General features: G+C 69.2%; 16 protein-coding genes. 2 read left to right on the forward strand and 14 right to left on the reverse strand.

Annotated features, from left to right (window positions below):
- The first annotated feature begins 3 nt into the window (after nucleotides 1-3).
- On the forward strand, nucleotides 4-879 hold the full coding sequence (gene bchO / locus AVJ23_RS14865; protein WP_058862997.1) for an alpha/beta fold hydrolase BchO: 876 nt from the start codon (nucleotides 4-6) through the stop codon (nucleotides 877-879).
- 80 nt (nucleotides 880-959) lie between these two features.
- Here bchO and AVJ23_RS14870 read toward each other — a convergent pair whose 3' ends face one another.
- Together AVJ23_RS14870 and AVJ23_RS14875 are read right to left on the reverse strand one after the other, a co-directional pair.
- Complete coding sequence (locus tag AVJ23_RS14870) at nucleotides 960-2,030, reverse strand: ParB/RepB/Spo0J family partition protein (RefSeq protein WP_058862998.1); 1,071 nt, start codon at nucleotides 2,028-2,030, stop codon at nucleotides 960-962.
- Nucleotide 2,031: 1 nt separating this feature from the next.
- A complete protein-coding gene (locus AVJ23_RS14875) occupies nucleotides 2,032-3,342 on the reverse strand; it encodes an AAA family ATPase (RefSeq protein ID WP_058862999.1) in 1,311 nt (436 codons plus the stop codon).
- A 498-nt stretch (nucleotides 3,343-3,840) separates the two neighbouring features.
- Here AVJ23_RS14875 and AVJ23_RS14880 point away from each other — a divergent pair, with 498 nt between their 5' ends.
- Nucleotides 3,841-4,524: a hypothetical protein gene (locus AVJ23_RS14880; protein ID WP_058863000.1), complete on the forward strand. Its 684-nt coding sequence runs from the start codon at nucleotides 3,841-3,843 to the stop codon at nucleotides 4,522-4,524.
- 375 nt (nucleotides 4,525-4,899) lie between these two features.
- Here the strand turns inward: AVJ23_RS14880 and hemA are convergent, their stop codons facing one another.
- The 12 genes from hemA to bchB form a co-directional block, all read right to left on the reverse strand.
- Nucleotides 4,900-6,114, reverse strand: a complete 1,215-nt coding sequence (hemA, locus tag AVJ23_RS14890; RefSeq protein ID WP_058863002.1) for a 5-aminolevulinate synthase — start codon at nucleotides 6,112-6,114, stop codon at nucleotides 4,900-4,902.
- Complete coding sequence (gene puhE / locus AVJ23_RS14895) at nucleotides 6,104-6,916, reverse strand: putative photosynthetic complex assembly protein PuhE (protein ID WP_058863003.1); 813 nt, start codon at nucleotides 6,914-6,916, stop codon at nucleotides 6,104-6,106. Before puhE ends, hemA begins: the two co-directional genes overlap by 11 nt.
- Nucleotides 6,917-7,012: 96 nt before the next feature.
- Nucleotides 7,013-8,137 carry a magnesium-protoporphyrin IX monomethyl ester (oxidative) cyclase gene (gene acsF / locus AVJ23_RS14900; protein ID WP_058863048.1) on the reverse strand — a complete coding sequence of 375 codons (1,125 nt, stop codon included), beginning with the start codon at nucleotides 8,135-8,137 and terminating at the stop codon, nucleotides 7,013-7,015.
- Between the two features lie 11 nt (nucleotides 8,138-8,148).
- Nucleotides 8,149-8,445 (reverse strand): O2-dependent cyclase accessory protein, encoded by a 297-nt coding sequence (locus AVJ23_RS14905; RefSeq protein WP_058863004.1) that lies wholly within the window; start codon nucleotides 8,443-8,445, stop codon nucleotides 8,149-8,151.
- 20 nt (nucleotides 8,446-8,465) lie between these two features.
- Nucleotides 8,466-8,939 carry a photosynthetic complex assembly protein PuhC gene (gene puhC, locus AVJ23_RS14910; RefSeq protein ID WP_058863005.1) on the reverse strand — a complete coding sequence of 158 codons (474 nt, stop codon included), beginning with the start codon at nucleotides 8,937-8,939 and terminating at the stop codon, nucleotides 8,466-8,468.
- Nucleotides 8,940-8,944: 5 nt separating this feature from the next.
- Nucleotides 8,945-9,556 (reverse strand): photosynthetic complex putative assembly protein PuhB, encoded by a 612-nt coding sequence (puhB, locus tag AVJ23_RS14915; protein ID WP_058863006.1) that lies wholly within the window; start codon nucleotides 9,554-9,556, stop codon nucleotides 8,945-8,947.
- Nucleotides 9,557-9,572: 16 nt separating this feature from the next.
- The gene (gene puhA, locus AVJ23_RS14920; protein ID WP_058863007.1) at nucleotides 9,573-10,337 is read right to left on the reverse strand and encodes a photosynthetic reaction center subunit H; all 765 of its coding nucleotides are present in this window, start codon (nucleotides 10,335-10,337) and stop codon (nucleotides 9,573-9,575) included.
- A 19-nt stretch (nucleotides 10,338-10,356) separates the two neighbouring features.
- Nucleotides 10,357-11,787, reverse strand: coding sequence for an MFS transporter (locus AVJ23_RS14925; RefSeq protein ID WP_058863008.1), 1,431 nt, complete (start codon nucleotides 11,785-11,787; stop codon nucleotides 10,357-10,359).
- Nucleotides 11,784-12,476 carry a magnesium protoporphyrin IX methyltransferase gene (gene bchM, locus AVJ23_RS14930; protein WP_058863009.1) on the reverse strand — a complete coding sequence of 231 codons (693 nt, stop codon included), beginning with the start codon at nucleotides 12,474-12,476 and terminating at the stop codon, nucleotides 11,784-11,786. The genes AVJ23_RS14925 and bchM overlap by 4 nt, the downstream gene beginning before the upstream one ends.
- The gene (gene bchL / locus AVJ23_RS14935; protein ID WP_058863049.1) at nucleotides 12,476-13,375 is read right to left on the reverse strand and encodes a ferredoxin:protochlorophyllide reductase (ATP-dependent) iron-sulfur ATP-binding protein; all 900 of its coding nucleotides are present in this window, start codon (nucleotides 13,373-13,375) and stop codon (nucleotides 12,476-12,478) included. The genes bchM and bchL overlap by 1 nt, the downstream gene beginning before the upstream one ends.
- Before the next feature lie 106 nt (nucleotides 13,376-13,481).
- On the reverse strand, nucleotides 13,482-17,045 hold the full coding sequence (locus tag AVJ23_RS14940) for a magnesium chelatase subunit H (protein WP_058863010.1): 3,564 nt from the start codon (nucleotides 17,043-17,045) through the stop codon (nucleotides 13,482-13,484).
- The gene (gene bchB / locus AVJ23_RS14945; RefSeq protein ID WP_058863011.1) at nucleotides 17,035-18,579 is read right to left on the reverse strand and encodes a ferredoxin:protochlorophyllide reductase (ATP-dependent) subunit B; all 1,545 of its coding nucleotides are present in this window, start codon (nucleotides 18,577-18,579) and stop codon (nucleotides 17,035-17,037) included. The genes AVJ23_RS14940 and bchB overlap by 11 nt, the downstream gene beginning before the upstream one ends.
- Between the last annotated feature and the right edge of the window lie 9 nt (nucleotides 18,580-18,588).

Consider the following 18,588-nt stretch of genomic DNA (forward strand, 5'->3'; position numbering starts at 1 on the left):
GCGATGCGCTGGCCGCCGCCGCCCGACTGGCCCTTCGCGGCGCAGTCGACCCGCATCCCGCTGCCCCCGCATGAATGGCACGTGCAGCAACTGGGCGACGGGCCATTGCTTGTCTTGCTGCACGGCGCGGGCGGCGCGACCCATAGCTGGCGCGGGTTGGCGCCGATCCTGGCAGAGCGCTTCCGGCTGGTGATGATCGACCTACCGGGCCACGGCTATACGCGGTCGCCGCGCGCTTCACGCTCGGGGCTCGACGCGATGGCCGAGGACGTTGCCCGGTTGATGCAGATGCAGGGCTGGCAGCCCCGGGCCGTGATCGGGCACTCGGCCGGGGCGGCCGTCGCGTTGAGGATTTCTTTGGATCTGTCCCCGCGGGGACAGCGATTCGCCACGGTGGGGATCAACCCGGCGCTGACTCCGTTCGAAGGTGTCGCCGGCTGGCTGTTCCCGGCCATGGCGCGGCTGCTGGCGATCAACCCGCTGACCCCCAGCCTGTTCACGCTGCGCGGCGGCTCGCCCCGGCAGGCGCGCAAGCTGATCGAGGGCACGGGATCGACGCTCGACCCCGAGGGGTACCGGCTTTATGCGCGGCTGCTGGGCGACCGCGACCACGTGAACGGGGCGCTTCAGATGATGGCGCGCTGGTCGCTGGACCGGTTGCTGGCCGAGCTGCCAAGGCTGGAGGCACCTGCGCTGTTCATCACCGGAGACCGCGACCGCGCCGTGGCGCCCAAGGTGGCCGACCGCACGGCGGCCCGGATGCAACGGGCCGAGGTCACGCGATTGGACGGGCTGGGCCACCTGGCCCATGAAGAGGATCCGCAAAAGGTCGCCGACGAGATCCTGTCCTTCCTCGACCGGCCCAACACGGGCGCCTGACGCGGGCCGCCCACATGAAAAAGGCCCGGGCGCCTCACGCGCACCGGGCCTTGAATTGGCTCATCGAATCCCGCGAGGGGTTACTGTTCCAACCGGTCCAGCAGGGCCTGCACGGCTTCTTCCAGCACGTGCCGGTCGAGGCTGCTGAAATCGCGATCCATGCGCAGCTCCAACCGCCCATCGGCCAGCGTGCACTTGGCCACATCGCCGCCGGGGCGCGAGAGCTTCATCACCGTGCGCGCCGAAGAGGTGGCAGGCTTTTTCGGCTTGGCGGCCGCGCGTTCGGGGGCCAGCCATTTCTGCAGAATGGCCAGCTCGTTCTCGACCGTCTTCTCCAGCAGCATGCGCAGGTCGTCGCGAATGCGCTCGGCCAGGCCCGGCTGCTCCTCGATCCGCTTGACCATGTCCAGCCCCAGCTTGCGCGGCACGGCATCGGCATGGGACATCATCACGCCGATTTCCGAGACGAAGGTGGTGAAGTGCCGGATGTAGGAGCGCTTCTGCCGCCCGGCCGAGGCAAAGAGCAGGTCGGCCGCCTCGAAAGGCGTCAGCTCCGGCGTGTCGGGATCGCGCGCATAGTTGAGCGCCAGCGTCGCCATCTCGGCAAAGGAGATGTCGCGGCGGATCAGGTTCTCGTCCACCATCTTGCGGTAGAGGTGGTCCAACTCGTCGCCCGGGGTCTGCACATGGGCGGGGATCTCGGCAAAGCGGTCCTCGCCCGTCTCGGCATGAAGCTCGGCAAAGGCCATCAACCGGCGATAGCCCTGGATCAGCTCGAACCGGTCGCCGGCGGCCTCGACCCGGATCGGGTTGGACAGGCCGATGCGCCGGATCGAGGCCTTGAGCTCTTCCATCTCGGGATCGCGGGTGGCCGAGCGGTCGCGGCTGAGCTTGGTGGCGTCGACCAGGTCCAGCGGCACGGTGCGCATGATCAGGCCGGCCTGTTTCAGCGCGACATATTCATGCGCCAGCCGGTCATTCTCGGCCCGGATCGCGGCCTCGGCCTGCTGGCGCCCGGCCAGCGCCTCGGCATTCTCGGTGATGGCGGCGGCCATCGGACCGCGGCGGCCCGGGGCAGGGGGGTCCTTGGACTCGGGCTCGACCGGGTCGGCCTCGAACTCGATCTCGAACATGCGGCGTTTGCGGCTCATCTTACGCGGCCTCCTCGGCATCCATCTGGTCCCAGCTCGCGGTCAGCGTGGCCTTGAACTCGTCATAGGCGCGGTCGAAGGAGCCGCGCGCCCGGCGCCAGGTCTCGCGGGTCATCTCGCGATAGTCGGTTTCGTAGATCGAGTTGAGGAAGCGGCCGGACTGTTCGACGGCGCGGGTCAGCTCGATCGGGTGCTCGGTCATGCGTGGGCCGAAAACCTTGCCAAAGGCTGACTGCATCGCGCGGTGCAACTCGTTGTTGGGCTCGAACCGGGTCAGCAGGAAGCGCACGTCGAGAAAGGCCTTGGGCAAGGGCAGGGTACCCGGCGGCAGCAGGCCCTGGAACTGCGACAGGTCGTCCAGCGCCTCGGAAAGCTGGCCGATGAAGGAGGTCGTGCTGTCATATTCCCAGTAGCCCGGTCCCGAGGGGATGTAGAGCACGTCGGCGGCGAAGACGGCGTTCATGCTCTGGTAACCAATGGCGGGCGGGCAGTCGAAGAGGATCAGGTCGTAGCTGTCGGCCGGGATCTGGTCGAGATAGCGCGCCACCGCGGCGAAGAAGGACCACTCGGGGTTGAGGTGCCGGTACTGCGCGCTGGCGAACTCGACGAAGGCCGCGTTGGCACAGGAAGGGATCAGGTCGATGGTCGACCAGGCGGTGGGCTTGACGAAATCCGTCACGCGCAGGTCCATCAGCCCCATCTCCTGGATCGAGGCGGGGATGCGGCGGCGGGGCAGGGCGGTGCCCGATTCCGCCCCGCGCGCGCTGGCGTTCATGCGCTCGGTCTCACGCGCGAGGTCGCGGGCCATGATGCCCCAGACGGTGTATTCCTCGGCGATGTCGGTCAGGCCCATGGAATGGCTGAGCGTGGCCTGCGGGTCGAAATCGACGCAGAGCACGCGGTAGCCGTCCAGCGCGGCGGCATGGGCGAAATGCAGCGCCACGGTGGACTTGCCGGCGCCGCCTTTGAAATTGGCGATGGCGGCGCGGATCGCGCGGCGCCCGGCGGGCCGGGGCGGCATCAGCGACCGGCGGTTGATGCGCAGCTTGCGGCGGATCTCGTTGACCTCGTCAAGGCTGTACCAGCGCTGGCGGCCGTCCTCCTCGACCTGCCCCTGCGGCAGGCTGGGGTCGGCGGCCATCTTGCCGCGCAGGGTGGACTGGTTGACCTTGAGGATCAGCTCGGCCAGCTCCCACGAGGAAAAGCGGCGCAGCGTCTTCTCGCGCTCGGGCGAATAGGTCTGGCGCCGGATCGCGCCCTGCATCTTGAGCGACTGCGCCTGCAGCGCCTTGAGGTCTTCATGGGTGAACATGGGGCCTGTCCCTTTTCTTGATCGCTGTCCCCGCGGGGACGCTCTTTGCTGCCTGTTCGGAATTTACGCCGGATTTGCAAAAAACGCAAAAGGCAATATCGTAGATCAGGGCTTTTTCGGAATCTGCGTTTTCCCTTGTGCCCCAAGGGCTTTGCAGGCGCTGACCGATTCGGACGGGCAGGGGGTCCGACGGGCCCCGGCGCTGGACAGACGGGCGAGATATTGGGGGACTCCGAACCGTGTCCCGCCACCGATTGGGGGACAGAACGGCGCGAATGGGGGACAGACAGGCTGTCCTCCAATACCAGAGATACCTTTTCTTCGAAATGGAATGGGGATGAGCCTGGGCGGCCAAGCGACTCTTTTCTTGACAGAATCGCGTTTCCGGACGCAAATCAGGACACGGTCGGAAAAGACGCCGCGACAGACGGCTGAGCCGGCCGGACCGCAAGAGCGGTGAGGCAGCCCCGAGGCTTCGGTGGAAAGGCAAGGACAGTGATGCAAGTGGCACGCCCCGTCGGTCGCGCGGCGGCTTCCCGGAAATACGATCTGCTGACCGCGCTGGGAGCCCATGCGCTGGCGCAGGACAAGACGGTGCAGCGCCGGGTGCTGCGCCTGCTGACATTGATCACCGCGCGCTACAACTGGGCCCGGGACGAGCTGGCGGTGGGCCAGCGCGAGATCGCGCGGCTCTGGTCGGTGGATGAGCGCACGGTCAAGCGCGAGATGGCCCGGCTGCGCGCCGATGGCTGGCTGGTGGTGCGCCGGCAGGGGGCGCGCGGACGGGTGACCGAGTACCGGCTGGACCTGGAACGGGTGCTGGAGGACACGCGCCCGCAATGGGACGCGGTGGGCCCCGATTTCGCGCTGCGCATGGGCACGGCGGACGGCGAGGCGGCGCAGGTGGTGCCCATGCCGGTCAAGGGCCGCGTGCCGGCCCCGGAGGTGCGCGAGGGCACGGAATGGGCGCTGGCCCGGGCCCTGCTGCACGGCGAGGACGAGGCGCTCTATGCCTCGTGGCTGCACGGTCTGGAGCGCGCCGAGCGGGCAGGGGGGCGGCTGACCCTGCGCGCGCCCTCGCGCTTCCACGCGGCCTATGTGCAGACCCACCTGGAGCGGCAGGTGCTGGCAGCCTGCCAGGCGGTGGATGACGGCGTGACCGAGCTGCGCGTGACGTGGTGAGGGGGCGACAGGAAGGGCTGTGACGGAGGCTACAAGAGCTGGGCACGTGGTGGCACGAGGCTTTCGTTGTCAGGAGCGTCGCGCAGAGCCGGGAGCTGTTTGAGGGTGGGACATGAGCCTGTCTCCAGCGTGACCAGCCTTTGGGACTAGGAGTGCAAGCGCGGTCGGCCGCCGGACTTCGTGGCTGAACCCGGCGAGCTCTTGGCAAACGGATACCGGGAATTGCCGGCGGAGGGGCGCCACATGCTGGCGCTGCGTGGCCCGCTCGATTGAGTCCTGCTGTCGCAGGTCCTGGAAGAGGGCCTGCAGCTGGTGACGGAGGACCGCAAGCTGGCGGTCCATGACGGGCCCGTGGAGCCCGTCTGAGACGCCGTCTCAGGCCACCGCGTGGGCCAGCGCGCATTGCTTCCACAGCACGGTCAGCGCGTCGACCAGGTGGTCGATATCGGCATCGCTGTGCAGCGGGCCGGGGGTGAAGCGCAGCCGCTCGGTCCCCTTGGGCACGGTCGGGTAGTTGATCGGCTGCACGTAGATCCCCCAATCCTTCATCAGGATATCGGCCAGCATGCGGCACTTGACCGGGTCCTTGATCATCACCGGAATGATGTGGCTGGGATTGTCCAGATGCGGGATGCCCTGCCGGTCGAGCAGGTGGCGCAGCCGGGCGACCTGGGCGCGCTGCTGCTGCCGCTCGGCATCCGAGTTCTTCAGATGCGCGATCGAGACCTGCGCCGCCGCCGCCACGGCCGGGGGCAGGGCGGTGGTGAAGATGAACCCGGACGAGAAGGAGCGGATGAAGTCGCACAGCGCGTGGCTGCCGGTGATATAGCCGCCCATGCAGCCATAGGCCTTGCCCAGCGTGCCCTCGATCAGGGTGATGCGGTCGGCCAGGCCCAGCTCCTCGGAGATGCCGCCGCCGCGCGGGCCGTAGAGCCCCACGGCATGCACCTCGTCGAGATAGGTCATGGCGCCGTGCTTCTCGGCCACCTCGACGATCTCGGCCATCGGGCAGATGTCGCCATCCATGGAATAGACCGACTCGAAGGCCACGATCTTGGGCGCGTTGGCGGGCAGCGCGGCCAGCTTGCGGTCGAGATCCTCGGGGTCGTTATGCTTCCAGATGACCTTCTGCGCGCGGGAATGGCGGATGCCCTCGATCATGCTGGCATGGTTGAGCGCGTCCGACAGGATCACGCAATCGGGCAGGCGCGCGCCCAGCGTCCCCAGCGCCGCCCAGTTCGAGACATAGCCCGAGGTGAAGAGCAGCGCGCTGTCCTTGCCATGCAGGTCGGCCAGCTCGGCCTCGAGCTGCACGTGATGGTGGTTGGTGCCCGAGATGTTGCGCGTGCCGCCCGCCCCGGTGCCGCATTGCTGGACGACCTCGGTCATGCGGGCGATCACGTCGGGGTGCTGGCCCATGCCCAGATAGTCGTTCGAGCACCAGACGGTGACCCGGTCGGGCGCATCGTCATCGTGGCAGCGGGCGGCCGGGAAGGCGCCGCAATCGCGTTCCAGCTCGGCAAAGATGCGGTAATTGCCATCCGCCTTCAGGGTGTCGAGCTGCGCGGTGAAGAGTGCGTCAAACTCCATTTGGATCCTCCCGGGTGGTCTCGTTCAAAGCAGGGGGCGCGGGCAGCATCCAGCGCCAGAGTTTCGCGTCGGGCAAGGGCAGCACCATGAGCCAGTGCTCGGCCAGTGCCAGAAGGGTGATCGCGGTCAGCAGGGCAAAGCCGGTCGCGGAGCCTGCGGTCTCGGCGGCCAGCAGCCGTTCCAGCCAGCAGGCGGCGGCGAGGCTCAGCGCGGTGACCGAGGCGGGAAAGAGCCAGTTCAGGCTGCGCTGCCGGAAATGGCTGGGCAGATGGGCCAGCGCGGCGGGCAGGAACTCGGTATTGATGTGCGGCACGCCGAGATAGAGGTTCAGCTTGGCCGAGACGCGGGCGAAATAGAGCACCACGAATGTCCAGAGCCCGGCGGGATTGGCCGCGCCCCAGCCGGTCAGAAGCAGCCCGGCCAGCGCGGCGGCCAGTGCCATCTCGTGATAGGCGACCGTGCCCCAGGCGCGCAGGAAGCGCTCCCATTCCGGCAGGCGGGGCGGGCAGGGACGGCGCACCGGGCCGGTCACGGTGCCGGTGAGAAACGCGAACTCGATCCAGCCCCAGATCAGCAGCGCCGCGACGAAGCCCTGGTAGGCGGCGCCCGTGCCGGTGCCGGGCAGCGAGACGAGGTAGAGCCAGAGGCCCAGCCCCAGCACCGGCAGCCCGGCCAGCGTCGCGGCCTGCGCGGCGCGCGGGCCGCGGCGGTCGACCATGCGCACCACGACGAGGATCGCCCCGGTGGAGAACCACCAGAGAAAGAGCGCGGCCAGCCCCGCGATCCAGGGCGACCCGGTCATGCCGGGGCCCCGGGCGCAAGGGTACGCGCCGCGCAGCCCTGCCGGCCGGCGCGGGCGCCGGGAAGGATGGCAGAGGAAGGCGCGGCGCGACCCATCTCAGTAGGCCGGCTGCAGCCGGACCTCGGCCGGGCGGTCATGCCGCTTGGCCGGGATCGTGTAGAGCGCGGCAAAGGCGCGGGCCGCCCGCGCGCTGCCCCAGAGATTGCCCAGCCAGCCCGAGAGCCCGCCGCGCGTCTTGGCGGCGGCGATATCGACATTGGCCTTGTGCAGCCGCTCGAGATTGCGCTGCCAGCGCGGATGCTCGATATCCAGCGTGATCGGGAAGATCTGCGTGGTGATCGCCGAGGTCTTGGTGAAGACCTCATGCGCGTACCAGTCGGGATCGACGCCAAGCGCCTCGTGGAAGGCCGGGCGCTGATGGTCGCGCACATACATGGTGGCATAGACCGCGGTCAGGAAGAACTTGATCCACCAGACATTGTGGCCCGAGGTCAGCTTGGGGTCGGTCTTCATCAGCAGGGCAAAGGCCTCGCCATGGCGGAACTCGTCATTGCACCATTCCTCGAACCATTTGAAGATCGGGTGGAAGCGGTGCTCGGGATGCTGCTCGAGATGGCGGAAGATCGTGATGTAGCGGGCATAGCCGATCTTTTCCGACAGGTAGGTGGCGTAGTAGATGAACTTGGGCCGGAAATAGGTGTATTTCTTCTTCTGCGTCAGGAAGCCCAGGTTCACCGCGACACCGGCCTCGCGCAGCGCGTCATTGATGAAGCCCGCATGCCGCGCCTCGTCGCGCGCCATCAGCTGGAAGAGCTGCGTGACCTCCTTGTTCGATCCGCGGCGCTTCATCTCCTTGTAGAGCACGCAGCCCGAGAACTCGGCCGTGCAGGAAGAGATCAGGAAGTCGATGAATTCCTTCTTCAGCCCCGGCTCCATGTTGTCCCAGTCGACATGGTCCCAATCCGCGGTCTTGCGGAAATGGCCCTTGTTGGGGTCGGCCACCATCTCGGCGATCAGCGGGTCCCACTCGTCGCGCACGCCCTCGACGCTGATGGCGTCCAGCTCGTCGAAATCGGTGGTGTAGAAGCGCGGCGTCAGCAGGGTGTTCTGCATCGCGATGGCGGTGGCGCCGGCGCTGTCCAGCTTGGCCTGTTCCTCCTGGATGGCGAGGCTTTCCTCGGCCGTGGTGGCGTCGGCGGTGTGGCGGGCGGCCTCAGGCATGTTCTGGACGTTCATAGCGTCACCTCTTCGGAGAAGGAGAACTCGCACAGTTCCATGACCTCGAAATCGCCGGTCATGCGGGTCCAGAGCCGTTCCAGCGCCGAGGCGCGGACGATGATCGCCTCGCGGTCCTCTGTCACGATCTCGCCGAAGGGGGCCATGATCTCGGGGCCCTTCACCTGCACCTCGTCACCGGGATAGATCACGGCGCCGTTGTTGAAGCGCACATGCGCGTGCAGGCTTTCGAATTTGTGAGAGATCTCGACGGTGCAGGGCGCCCGTTCGATCTCGCGTGTCAGTAGTCCCATTATGCTGTCCTCCCAAGGTTTCAGCGTGTCGCGAGCAGCTTGGCGAAGGCGCCCGCGTTGTCGGCACCGAACCCCATCAGGTCGGCGCGCCACCCCGTGACGGGGTCGATGAGGGCCATGCGGCCGTTCTCGTAGGCTTGCAGCAGGACCGGCCCGTCATCGGGCAGGCGGGCCTTGCCGCGTTCATGCAGGATCACCCGGTGTACCCCGGCGATGAAGCCGCCCTGCTCGGGCGCGAGCCGGGCCAGAAGCGTGCCGGTCTCGTCCAGCACGGTGACCGCGCCGGACATCTCGCTGGACAGGTGCAGCAGACGTTCGGCCTTGACCGGCGAGACCGGTGGCACGGCTTCCAGCGGGCGGTCGGTCAGCCGCGCATAGGTGACGATCAGCAGCGCCGCGACGCACATCCCGGCCATGGCCCGCACGAGGATGCGGGGCACCATCGTGTGCCGGTCGGCATGGATGCGCGGGGGCCGGATCTCGGTCTGGGTCATGCCGCTCACTCCGCCGCCATCGCGATGGCCGTTTCCGGCGCGGCACGCTCATGCGCGCTGACCGCCAGAAGCTGCGCGACCTTCTCGGCATCGGGAATGCAGCGCAGCGCGGGCTTGGTGCGGAAATGCCAGGGCCGCACATGGGGCCAGCACACCAGGTAGGACAGCCGCGTGTCGCCCAGCGTGGTCAGCGCGATGGTGCCGGTGCCGTCCCGCGACAGGCTGAGATCGGCGGCGCCGATCTGCCGGTAGGGCAGGTTCAGCGTCACGGTCAGCGCCGCCCCGATGCGCATGGCGACGCGGCGGTTGGTGATCGTGTAGACCGTGGCGCGCGCCTGCACCCAGGCGGTGAGGATCAGCAGCGCCGCCACGATCCCGGCCAGGATGGCAAAGGGCAGCGCGGCGCCGATCGCCTGGCCCAGCGGCAGCTGGTCCATCACGGTGGCGAAGCGCCACAGGGCGAGCACGCCGAAGTACCCCATCACCCACCAGAACCCCAGCGCGGACCGGGTCAGGGCCCACCAGTCGGGGCGGCCCTGCCAGAGGATGCGCTCGCCCTCGGGCGGGCGCTCGGGCAGGCCGCGGACCGGCTCGGTGGCGAAATCGTCGTGGCTCATTGTGCCCTCCCTTGGCTTACAGCTGCGGTTCCAGCCGCGACGGGGTGGCATACAGGACGCCGCCGCCGTAATAGGCCGAGATCTTCTCTTCCTCGAGCTTGGTCACCCGGTCGTCATGCGCGTGGCGCGGCACGCCGGCGAACTGCGCGGCATAGAGCGTCTTGACGATCGCCTTGGAGCCCCAGAGCCGGACCAGCGTCATCGGCACCAGCCGCGACCCGCCGCCATCCTCGAGCGTGTATTCCAGGTAGCGCACCAGCTGCTCGGGTTCGTCGACCCACATGTCGGTGACCATGCCCACGATCTCGCCATCGCCCGACACCACGGGCAGCCCGCGCGGATCCTTGCCGGCGGCCATCACGAAGCTGTCCAGCTTGGCCATTGGCACGATCTTGGGATGGCCGCGCGCATCCAGCTCGGGCTCGTCGCGGCGCGGCGCCCAGGAGGCCGGCCCGACCCCGTCGGCCAGCGGATCGCCTGTGGGCTCGTAGGGAAAGCCGTTCGCCGTGGCGGTGCGCGCCAGCGCGATGTCGCTGCGGTCCGGCGCCTGGCCCGAGGGCACGGTGACCGGGTCGCGGCCATGCGGCAGCAGGAAGGTCTTGTCGTCCGGCACCGGGAACAGGCCCTGGTTGGCGGCCTCGTTGCCTTCCTCGTCCTGAAGGGGATAGCCCTCGCGCATGTTCTCGCGCTGGATGTAGAAGATCAGCAGGGCGAAGAAGCCCCAGAACAGCCAGAGCGTCAGGCTGGCGAGGTCGAAATTGCCGAAAAATGGTTCTGACATGGCTAAGGTCCTCCTGCCGTCAGGTGGGGAAATCGGCGAGGCCGATCCGCGACTGGGTGGGGATGCGCGCCGAGCGGCGGCGCACCAGCGGTCCGAGCGCGATGAGCGTGGCGAAGATCAGCGCGATCTCGGTGTGGTAGACGAAGGAATAGCCGGTGGAGGGGGTGGCCAGCACCTCGCCCCAGCGGCCCGACAGGGCGGCGGCATTGATCGCGTCGCGCATCCCGCCGCCAAGTGCGATGGACAGGCCTGCCGCCGTGGCCTGCGCCGCGCCCCAGGCCCCCAGCGCCAGGCCACGCCCGGCGCGGCCCTCGGTCGCCATGGTCATGGCCGCGGTCAGCGTGGCCACCGCGAACAGGCCCCCGCCGAAGCCGATCAGCCCGGCCCCGGCAAAGAACAGCGCGGCGGTCTGCAGGGGGGCTGCGAAGATCACCGCCGAGAAGGCCACCAGCCCGGCCAGCAGCGCCTGCCCGGCCAGCCGGTAGGGGTTCATGCCATGCGCCAGCTGCCGCGCGGCCAGCGCAAAGCCCGCCAGCGCGCCCGCCGCCCACATCGCCGTCAGCAAGGTGGTGGAGGAGACCGACAGGCCGAGGATCTCGCCGCCGTAAGGTTCCAGCAGCACGTCCTGCATGTTGAAGGCCATCGTGCCCAGGAAGACCACGACCAGCAGCCGCCCGGCCTCGCCGCCCACGGTCAGATCGGCCCAGGCGTCGCGGAACAGCGGCCGCGGCGCGGCGCGCTCCTCCCGGCTCATGGGGCGCACGCGTTCCTGCCGCCAGAGCGCCACCACGTTCAGCAAGAGCCCCGTGATCGCCGCGCCCTGCACCACGCGGATCAGCGTCAGCGGCGCGTAGTCGCTCAGGAGCCAGCCGATCACCAGCGCCGAGACGCCCATGCCGGCCAGAAACATCACGTAGAGCAGTGCGACGACGCGCGGTCGCGTCTCGTCCGAGGCCCGGTCCGAGGCCAGCGCCAGCCCGGCGGTCTGCGTCATGTGCAGCCCCAGCCCGGTCATCAGGAAGGCCAGCGCGGCCAGCACCTCGCCGGCGAAGGGCACGTGGTGGATCGGGTCGCCGCCCAGCACCAGCAGCGCGAAGGGCATCACCGCCAGCCCGCCCATCTGCCAGAGCGAGCCGAACCACAGGTAGGGCACGCGCTTCCAGCCGATGGCGCTGCGATAGGTGTCGCTGCGAAAGCCCAGAAGGGCGCGGAAAGGCGCCACCAGCACGGGCAGCGCGATCATCACCGCGACCAGCGTGGCGGCCAGGCTCATCTCGACGATCATCACCCGGTTCAGCGTGCCCAGCAGCATGACCGAGGCCATGCCCACCGAGACCTGGAACAGCGACAGGCGCAGCAGTTGGCCGAGCGGCAGGTCATCGCTCGCCGCGTCCGCGAAGGGCAGCAACCGGGTCGACAGGCGCTTGATCTGCTGCGGGCCGAGGATCATGGCGCGATCTCCAGGGCATGGCTGATGTAGAAGCCGCTGGTCACGCGGCCGAGATCGGTCACCTTGCCGGGCAGACGCCGGGCCAGCCGGCGCGGCGCCTGCGGCACCATGGTGGGCGAACGGTCGGCGCGCGGGAACAGCCGGCCGGCCTGCCACATCGCCATCAGCAACGGCGTGCGCGGCGGCACGGTGAAGACCACCGGCCCGTCACAACGCGCGGCCAGCCGTTCCAGCGCGGAGGCGATGTCGGTCGCGTCGTAATAGATCAGGCTGTCCATCGCGATCACCGCGTCGAACCGGCCCAGCTGCGGCATCAGCATGTCGCCGGCCTCGAACTGCACGCGCGCCGCCAGCTCCGGCGCCAGCCGGTCGCGCGCGATCTCGATCAGCGCGGGCGAGATGTCGACCGCCACCACCTCGGCGCCGCGCACGGCCAGCTCGGCCGTGGCCAGCCCCGTACCGCAGCCGGCATCCAGCACCCGCGCGCCGGCCAGGTCGGCCGGCAACCGCTCCAGCAGCCGCGCCCGCATCGCGTCACGGCCCGCCCGCACGGTCTGGCGGATCTTCGAGACCGGCGCGTCCGAGGTCAGCCGCGCCCAGACCTGCGTCGCGGTCTGGTCGAAATAGGTCTCGACCCGGGCGCGGGTGGCCTCGTAGCCCGCCGGTGCAGATGACAGCCGCCCGCCCATCAGTCGAAGCCCAGCAGTTCGAAGATGTCGCGGTCTTCCATGGGCGCGGGCGCCAGCGGCTCGGTGCCGCGCCACAGCGTCTCGGCCAGCCGCACGTATTCGGCACGGGCGGCGACGATGTCCTCCTCGTCGGGCATCTCGAACAGGGTCTTCTTCTTCAGCCGCGAGCGGCGGATCGCGTCGACATCGGGCAGGTGCGCGATGCGGTCGAACCCCACGGTGCGGCAGTAGCGGTCGACCTCGTCGGTCTCGCGCGAGCGGTTGGCGATGCAGCCCGCCAGCCGCACCTTGTAGTTCTGCGACTTGGCCTGCACCGCGGCGATGATCCGGTTCATCGCGTAGATCGAGTCGAAATCATTCGCCGTCACGATCAGCGCGCGGTCGGCATGCTGCAGCGGCGCGGCAAAGCCGCCGCAGACCACGTCGCCCAGCACGTCGAAGATCACCACGTCGGTGTCCTCCAGCAGGTGGTGCTGCTTGAGCAGCTTCACCGTCTGGCCCACGACATAGCCGCCGCAGCCGGTGCCGGCGGGCGGGCCGCCCGCCTCGACGCACATCACGCCGCCCCAGCCCTCGGTCAGGAAATCCTCGGGGCGCAGCTCCTCGGGGTGGAAATCGACCTCCTTGAGGATGTCGATCACCGTGGGCTGCAGCCGGCCGGTCAGGGTGAAGGTGCTGTCATGCTTGGGATCGCAGCCGATCTGCAGCACGCGCTTGCCCATCTTGGCAAAGGCTGCCGACAGGTTCGACGAGGTGGTCGACTTGCCGATCCCGCCCTTGCCGTAGACCGAGAACACCTTGGCGCCCTCGATCTTCATGTTGGCGTCCTGGTGCACCTGCACCGACCCCTCGCCATCCTGTCCCCGCTTGAGGGCGGGGATGTCGTCGCGTGGGCTCATGATGTCCTCCAAACGGGGCGAAGCGCCCCTGCTTTCATCTTTCCGGAAATACTCCGGGGTCCGGGGCAGCGCCCCGGTGCGGTGGTGGTCGAGGGCGCCTGCCTGCTCATTCCGCGGCCACCCCCTCGACCCGGTCTTCCAGCGCATCGGCCGCATCCTGCAGCGCGGCCAGCGTCGCCGCGTCGGGCTGCCAGTAGGCCCGGTCCGAGGCCTCGATCAGCCGGTTGGCCATGCGCGACGAGGCGACCGGGTTCAGCGCGGCCAGCCGGTCGCGCATCTCGGCATCCAGCATGAAGGTCTCGGACAGGCGCTGGTAGACCCAGGGCTCGACCGTGCCGGTGGTGGCCGACCAGCCCATCGTGTTGGTCACATGCGCCTCGATCTGCCGCACGCCCTCGGCGCCGTGATCCAGCAGCGCCTCGTAGAAACGCGGGTTGAGCGCGCGCGACCGGGTCTCCAGCGCGACCTGGTCGGCCAGGGTGCGGATGCGCCCCGCGCCGCGGGTCTGGTCCGAGATATAGACCGCCGCCTCGGTGCCGCGGGCGCGCTTCACCGCGCGGGAAATCCCGCCCAGCGTGTCGAAGTAATGGTCCACCGTGGTCACGCCCAGTTCGACGCTTTCGAGGTTCTGGTAGGCGACCTCGACGGTCTTGAGCGTCTCCTGCAGCAGCTCGGGCCGGGCGCTGGCGCGGCCATCGGGCCCGTAGGCATAGCTCTTGCGGGACTGGTAGGCATCGGCCAGTTCGTCCTCGTCGCCGAAGGCCGAGCTGTCGACCAGCTGGTTCACGTTGGAGCCATAGGCCCCCTCGGCATTGGAGAAGACGCGCAGCGCGGCCTCCTCCAGCGTGCAGCCGGTGCGCGTGGCATGGGCCAGCGCATGGGCGCGGACGAAATTCTGCTCCACCGGTTCCTCGGCAAAGGCGGCGGCGCGCGCCACTTCGGCCAGCAGGCGGGTCTGCAGCGGCAGCAGGTCGCGGAAGATCCCCGAGAGCGTCATGATCACGTCGATGCGCGGCCGGCCCAGCTCGGACAGCGGGATCAGGTCGCCGCCGGCCAGCCGGCCGAAACTGTCGAAGCGCGGCCGCGCGCCGATCAGCGCCAGCGCCTGCCCGATCGGGCTGCCATCCGACTTGATGTTGTCCGAACCCCAGAGCACCAGCGCCACGCTGCGCGGCAGCGTGTCATGGGTCTCCAGCAGGAGATCGGCCTGTTTCGCGCCCTCGCGGCAGGCGAATTCCGAGGGCATGCGGAACGGGTCGAAGGCATGGATGTTGCGGCCCGTGGGCAGGATGTCGGGATTGCGGACCAGATCGCCGCCGGGCACAGGGGGCGTGAAGCCGCCGGCCAGCGCGTGCAGCAGCGCCGGCATCTCGGCCTCGCGCGACAGGGCTTCGGCGGCGCGGTCGCGCGTCTCGCCCGGGCCCATGAGTTCGAGGTAGGAGGTCCGCGCGCGGTCCGACAGCGGCCGGCCCACCACGTGCAGGCCTTCGGGGATCAGCGCGTCCTCGGTCTCCAGCAGCTTGAGCCAGAGTGTCTCGGGCGCGCCGGACAGGTCCACCGCCTCGGCCTGTTCGGCAATCAACGCCTCCAGCTCGGCGCGTTCGGGCGCGTCGGGGGCGGTACCGCGCCAGCGGGTCAGGCTGTCCTTCAGCTCGGCCAGCCCCTTGTAGAGCCCCGAGGCCGCCAGCGGCGGGGTCAGGTGCGTCACCGTCACCGCGCCCGAGCGGCGCTTGGCCAGTGTCGCCTCGGAGGGGTTGTTGGCGGCGTAGAGATAGACGTTCGGCAGATCGCCGATCAGCCGGTCGGGCCAGTCGCCCGGCCCCGGCCCGGCCTGCTTGCCCGGCATGAATTCCAGCGCGCCATGCATGCCGAAATGCAGCACGACGTCGGCCTGCACGGTGTTGCGCAGATAGAGGTAGAACTGCGCGAAGGCATGGGTCGGGGCAAAGCCCTTCTCGAAGAGCAGGCGCATCGGGTCGCCCTCGTAGCCGAAGCCCGGCTGCAGCCCGACGAAGACATTGCCGAACTGCCGGCCCAGCACGAAGACGCCGCGCCCGTCGGATTGCACCTTGCCCGGCGCGGGGCCCCAAGCGGCCTCGATCTCGTCCAGGTGCGGGGTACCGGCCACGATGCTCTCGGCGTCGATGCAGGCGGCGACATTGGCCTCCTGCCCGTATTGCCCGGCATTGCCGCCCAGCACGGCGTCGCGCAGCTCCTCGACCGTCTCGGGCGGGGTCAGGTCATAGCCCTCGGCCGCCATCTCGTGCAGCGTGTTGTGCAGGCTTTCGAAGACGTTCAGATAGGCGGCGGTGCCGGCCGCACCGGCATTGGGCGGAAAGCCGAAGAGCACGATGGCCACGCGGCGCGTCGCGATGTCGGCGCGGCGCTGGCGGATTCGGGCGGTGACCTTGTCGGCCAGCCGATCGATCCGCTCGGGGCAGGGCGCCATGGCCTTGTCGGTGCCGGGTTGCGGCAGGCAGCCCTGCGCGCAGCCCTGGCAGCCGCCGGCGCCGTGACGGCCGCCAAAAACGCTGGGCTGCGTGGCGCCGTCCAGTTCCGGCAGCGCGATCAGCATGGTGGTCTCGATCGGGCCCAGCCCCTGGCTCGAGGCGGCCCATTGGCCCAGCGTCTGGAATTCCAGCGGATGCGCCGCGACATAGGGCAGGTCCAGCCCGCACAGCGTCTCGATCGCGGCGTCATTGTCATTATAGGCCGGCCCGCCCACGAGGCTGAACCCGGTCAGCGACAGCAGCGCGTCGATCTTCGGGCCACTTTCACCGCGAAAGAAAGCGTCGATCGCCGGGCGCCCGTCCAGCCCGCCGGCAAAGGCCGGCAGCACGCGCAGACCGCGGGCCTCGAGCGCGCGGATCACCGCGTCGTAATGCGCCGTGTCCGAGGAGAGCACGTAGGAGCGCATCATCAGAAGCCCCACCGTGCCCTGCGTGCCTTGGGACGCGGGCAGATCGGCGGGGTCGGTGGTGATGCGCCCCTCGAGATCGGGGTGGTAGAGCCCGGTTTCGGGGTATTCCAGCGGTGCCGGCGCCTCGCCCCCGCGCCAGTTGGCCTCGCGGCTGTAGCGCGACAGCAGGAAGCGGATCAGCCCCTCGATATTGTCGTCCGACGAGCCCAGCCAGTACTGCATCGACAGGAACCAGGCGCGCAGGTCCTGCGCCTTGCCGGGGATGAAGCGCAGGATGCGCGGCAGCCGGCGCAGCATCTTCATCTTCTGCGCGCCGCTCTCGGTCGAGGGCTTCGAGGATCCGCGCAGCTTCTTGAGCAGCTTCATCGTGCCCGAAGTGGGCGCGGACATGTCCAGCGTGCCCATCCGGGTCAGCCGCACGATCTGGGCATCGGCGATCATGCCGATCATCGCGTCGCAATGCGGGCGGCGGGCCTGCAGCGCGGGCAGGATCGGGGTGATGTGCTCTTCGAGAAAGAGCAGGTTGGCGATGACGATATCGGCGCTGCCGATGGCCTCGATGGCGCGGTCGCGCCGGTCGGGCGCCTCGCCCCATTCGGCCGCGGCATGCACGGTGACCGAGAGCCCGGGGAAATCCCGGGCCAATCGCCGCGCCGCGCGGTCGCAGGGGCCGGCGGCGTGGGAATCCAGCGTCAGGATCACCACCCGGTAGCCCGCCTGCGGGCCTGTCATGCCGAATTCATCGCGCATAGTGAGCCTTGGCCTCGTAGAGCGTGTCGATGTCGATCTCGTGCTGGCCGCGCATGGCGGCGAAGCTTTCGGTGTTGCGCCGCGCCTTGCCGCGCACGAAGAAGGGGATTTTCTTCAGCTCGCGCTCGGCCGCGGGGTGCCAGAGGATCTCGGCGCTTTGCGGGGGGTGCGAGAACTCCGCGGCCTCGGCGGGCGCGCCCTCGGGCTCGGACAGGGGGCGGGGCGCGTGGCCGCCATGGTGGCTGGGCCCGGCGGCGTCGTGGAACTCGAAATCCTCGCGGAACATGGTCAGCAGATGCTCTTCCAGCCCCATGACCAACGGATGCACCAGCGTGTCGAAGAGCACGTTGGCGCCCTCGGGGCCCATCTGGGGCGAGTAGCGCGCGGGGAAGTCCTGCACGTGCACGGGGGCCGAGATCACCGCGCAGGGAATGCCGAGGCGCTTGCCGATATGGCGCTCCATCTGAGTGCCGAGGATCAGCTCGGGCGCCAGCTCGGCGATGCGCTGCTCGACATCGAGATAATCGTCGGTGATCAGCGCCTCGACCCCGTAATCGCGGGCCAATGCACGGATCGGGCGGGCCTGTTCGCGGTTGTAGCAGCCCAGCCCCGCCACCTCGAAGCCCATCTCGTCGCGCGCGACGCGGGCCATGACGGCCACATGCGTGCCGTCGCCGAAGATGAAGACACGCTTGCCGGTCAGGTAGGTGCTGTCGACACTTGAGGAATACCATGGCAGGCGCAGGCGCGACGTGTCGAGCCGCGCCGGCTGGCCGGTAATCGCGGCCAGCTCCGCGACGAAATCGCGGCAGGCGCCGACGCCGATGGGCACGGTCTTCGTGAAGGGCAGGCCCAGCTCGCGCTCCATCCAGCGGCAGGCGGCCTCGCCCGTTTCGGGATACATCAGCACGTTGACATGGGCGGCGCCCAGCCGGGCGATGTCGGCGGGCGTCGCGTCATAAGGGGCGGTGACGTTCACGCCGATGCCCATCTCCTCGAGCATGGCGGCGAGCTCGGTCAGGTCGTCGCGGTGGCGGAAGCCGAGCGCGGTGGCGCCGATCAGGTTGGCCGTGGGGCGCGCGGTCTTCTCGACCGGGCGGGCGAGGGCCCGCACGATCTGGAAGAAGGTCTCGTCGGCGCCGAAATTCTCCTTGCGCTGGTAGGAGGGCAGCTCGAGCGGGATGACCGGGATCGGCAGGCCCATCGTCTCGGCCAGCCCGCCCGGATCGTCCTGGATCAGCTCGGCCGTGCAGGAGGCGCCGACCACCATGGCCTGCGGCGCGAAGCGGTCATAGGCGGCATGGGCCGCCTCGCGGAAAAGGGTGGCGGTGTCCGAACCCAGGTCACGCGCCTGGAAGGTGGTGTAGGTGACCGGCGGGCGGTGGTCGCGCCGCTCGATCATGGTGAAGAGCAGGTCGGCATAGGTGTCGCCCTGCGGCGCGTGCAGCACGTAGTGCAGCCCCTTCATCGCGGTGGCGACGCGCATGGCGCCCACATGGGGCGGGCCTTCATATGTCCAGACGGCGAGCTTCATGAGCGGGCG

Source organism: Pseudoponticoccus marisrubri, assembly GCF_001482405.1.
GTDB classification, from domain to species: domain Bacteria; phylum Pseudomonadota; class Alphaproteobacteria; order Rhodobacterales; family Rhodobacteraceae; genus Pseudoponticoccus; species Pseudoponticoccus marisrubri.

Coding starts and splice junctions, on each gene's coding strand:
- bchO (WP_058862997.1), top strand. CDS start 4: ATGCGCTGGCCGCCGCCGCCCGACTGGCCCTTCGCGGCGCAGTCGACC.
- AVJ23_RS14870 (WP_058862998.1), bottom strand. CDS start 2,030: ATGAGCCGCAAACGCCGCATGTTCGAGATCGAGTTCGAGGCCGACCCG.
- AVJ23_RS14875 (WP_058862999.1), bottom strand. CDS start 3,342: ATGTTCACCCATGAAGACCTCAAGGCGCTGCAGGCGCAGTCGCTCAAG.
- AVJ23_RS14880 (WP_058863000.1), top strand. CDS start 3,841: ATGCAAGTGGCACGCCCCGTCGGTCGCGCGGCGGCTTCCCGGAAATAC.
- hemA (WP_058863002.1), bottom strand. CDS start 6,114: ATGGAGTTTGACGCACTCTTCACCGCGCAGCTCGACACCCTGAAGGCG.
- puhE (WP_058863003.1), bottom strand. CDS start 6,916: ATGACCGGGTCGCCCTGGATCGCGGGGCTGGCCGCGCTCTTTCTCTGG.
- acsF (WP_058863048.1), bottom strand. CDS start 8,137: ATGCCTGAGGCCGCCCGCCACACCGCCGACGCCACCACGGCCGAGGAA.
- AVJ23_RS14905 (WP_058863004.1), bottom strand. CDS start 8,445: ATGGGACTACTGACACGCGAGATCGAACGGGCGCCCTGCACCGTCGAG.
- puhC (WP_058863005.1), bottom strand. CDS start 8,939: ATGACCCAGACCGAGATCCGGCCCCCGCGCATCCATGCCGACCGGCAC.
- puhB (WP_058863006.1), bottom strand. CDS start 9,556: ATGAGCCACGACGATTTCGCCACCGAGCCGGTCCGCGGCCTGCCCGAG.
- puhA (WP_058863007.1), bottom strand. CDS start 10,337: ATGTCAGAACCATTTTTCGGCAATTTCGACCTCGCCAGCCTGACGCTC.
- AVJ23_RS14925 (WP_058863008.1), bottom strand. CDS start 11,787: ATGATCCTCGGCCCGCAGCAGATCAAGCGCCTGTCGACCCGGTTGCTG.
- bchM (WP_058863009.1), bottom strand. CDS start 12,476: ATGGGCGGGCGGCTGTCATCTGCACCGGCGGGCTACGAGGCCACCCGC.
- bchL (WP_058863049.1), bottom strand. CDS start 13,375: ATGAGCCCACGCGACGACATCCCCGCCCTCAAGCGGGGACAGGATGGC.
- AVJ23_RS14940 (WP_058863010.1), bottom strand. CDS start 17,045: ATGCGCGATGAATTCGGCATGACAGGCCCGCAGGCGGGCTACCGGGTG.
- bchB (WP_058863011.1), bottom strand. CDS start 18,579: ATGAAGCTCGCCGTCTGGACATATGAAGGCCCGCCCCATGTGGGCGCC.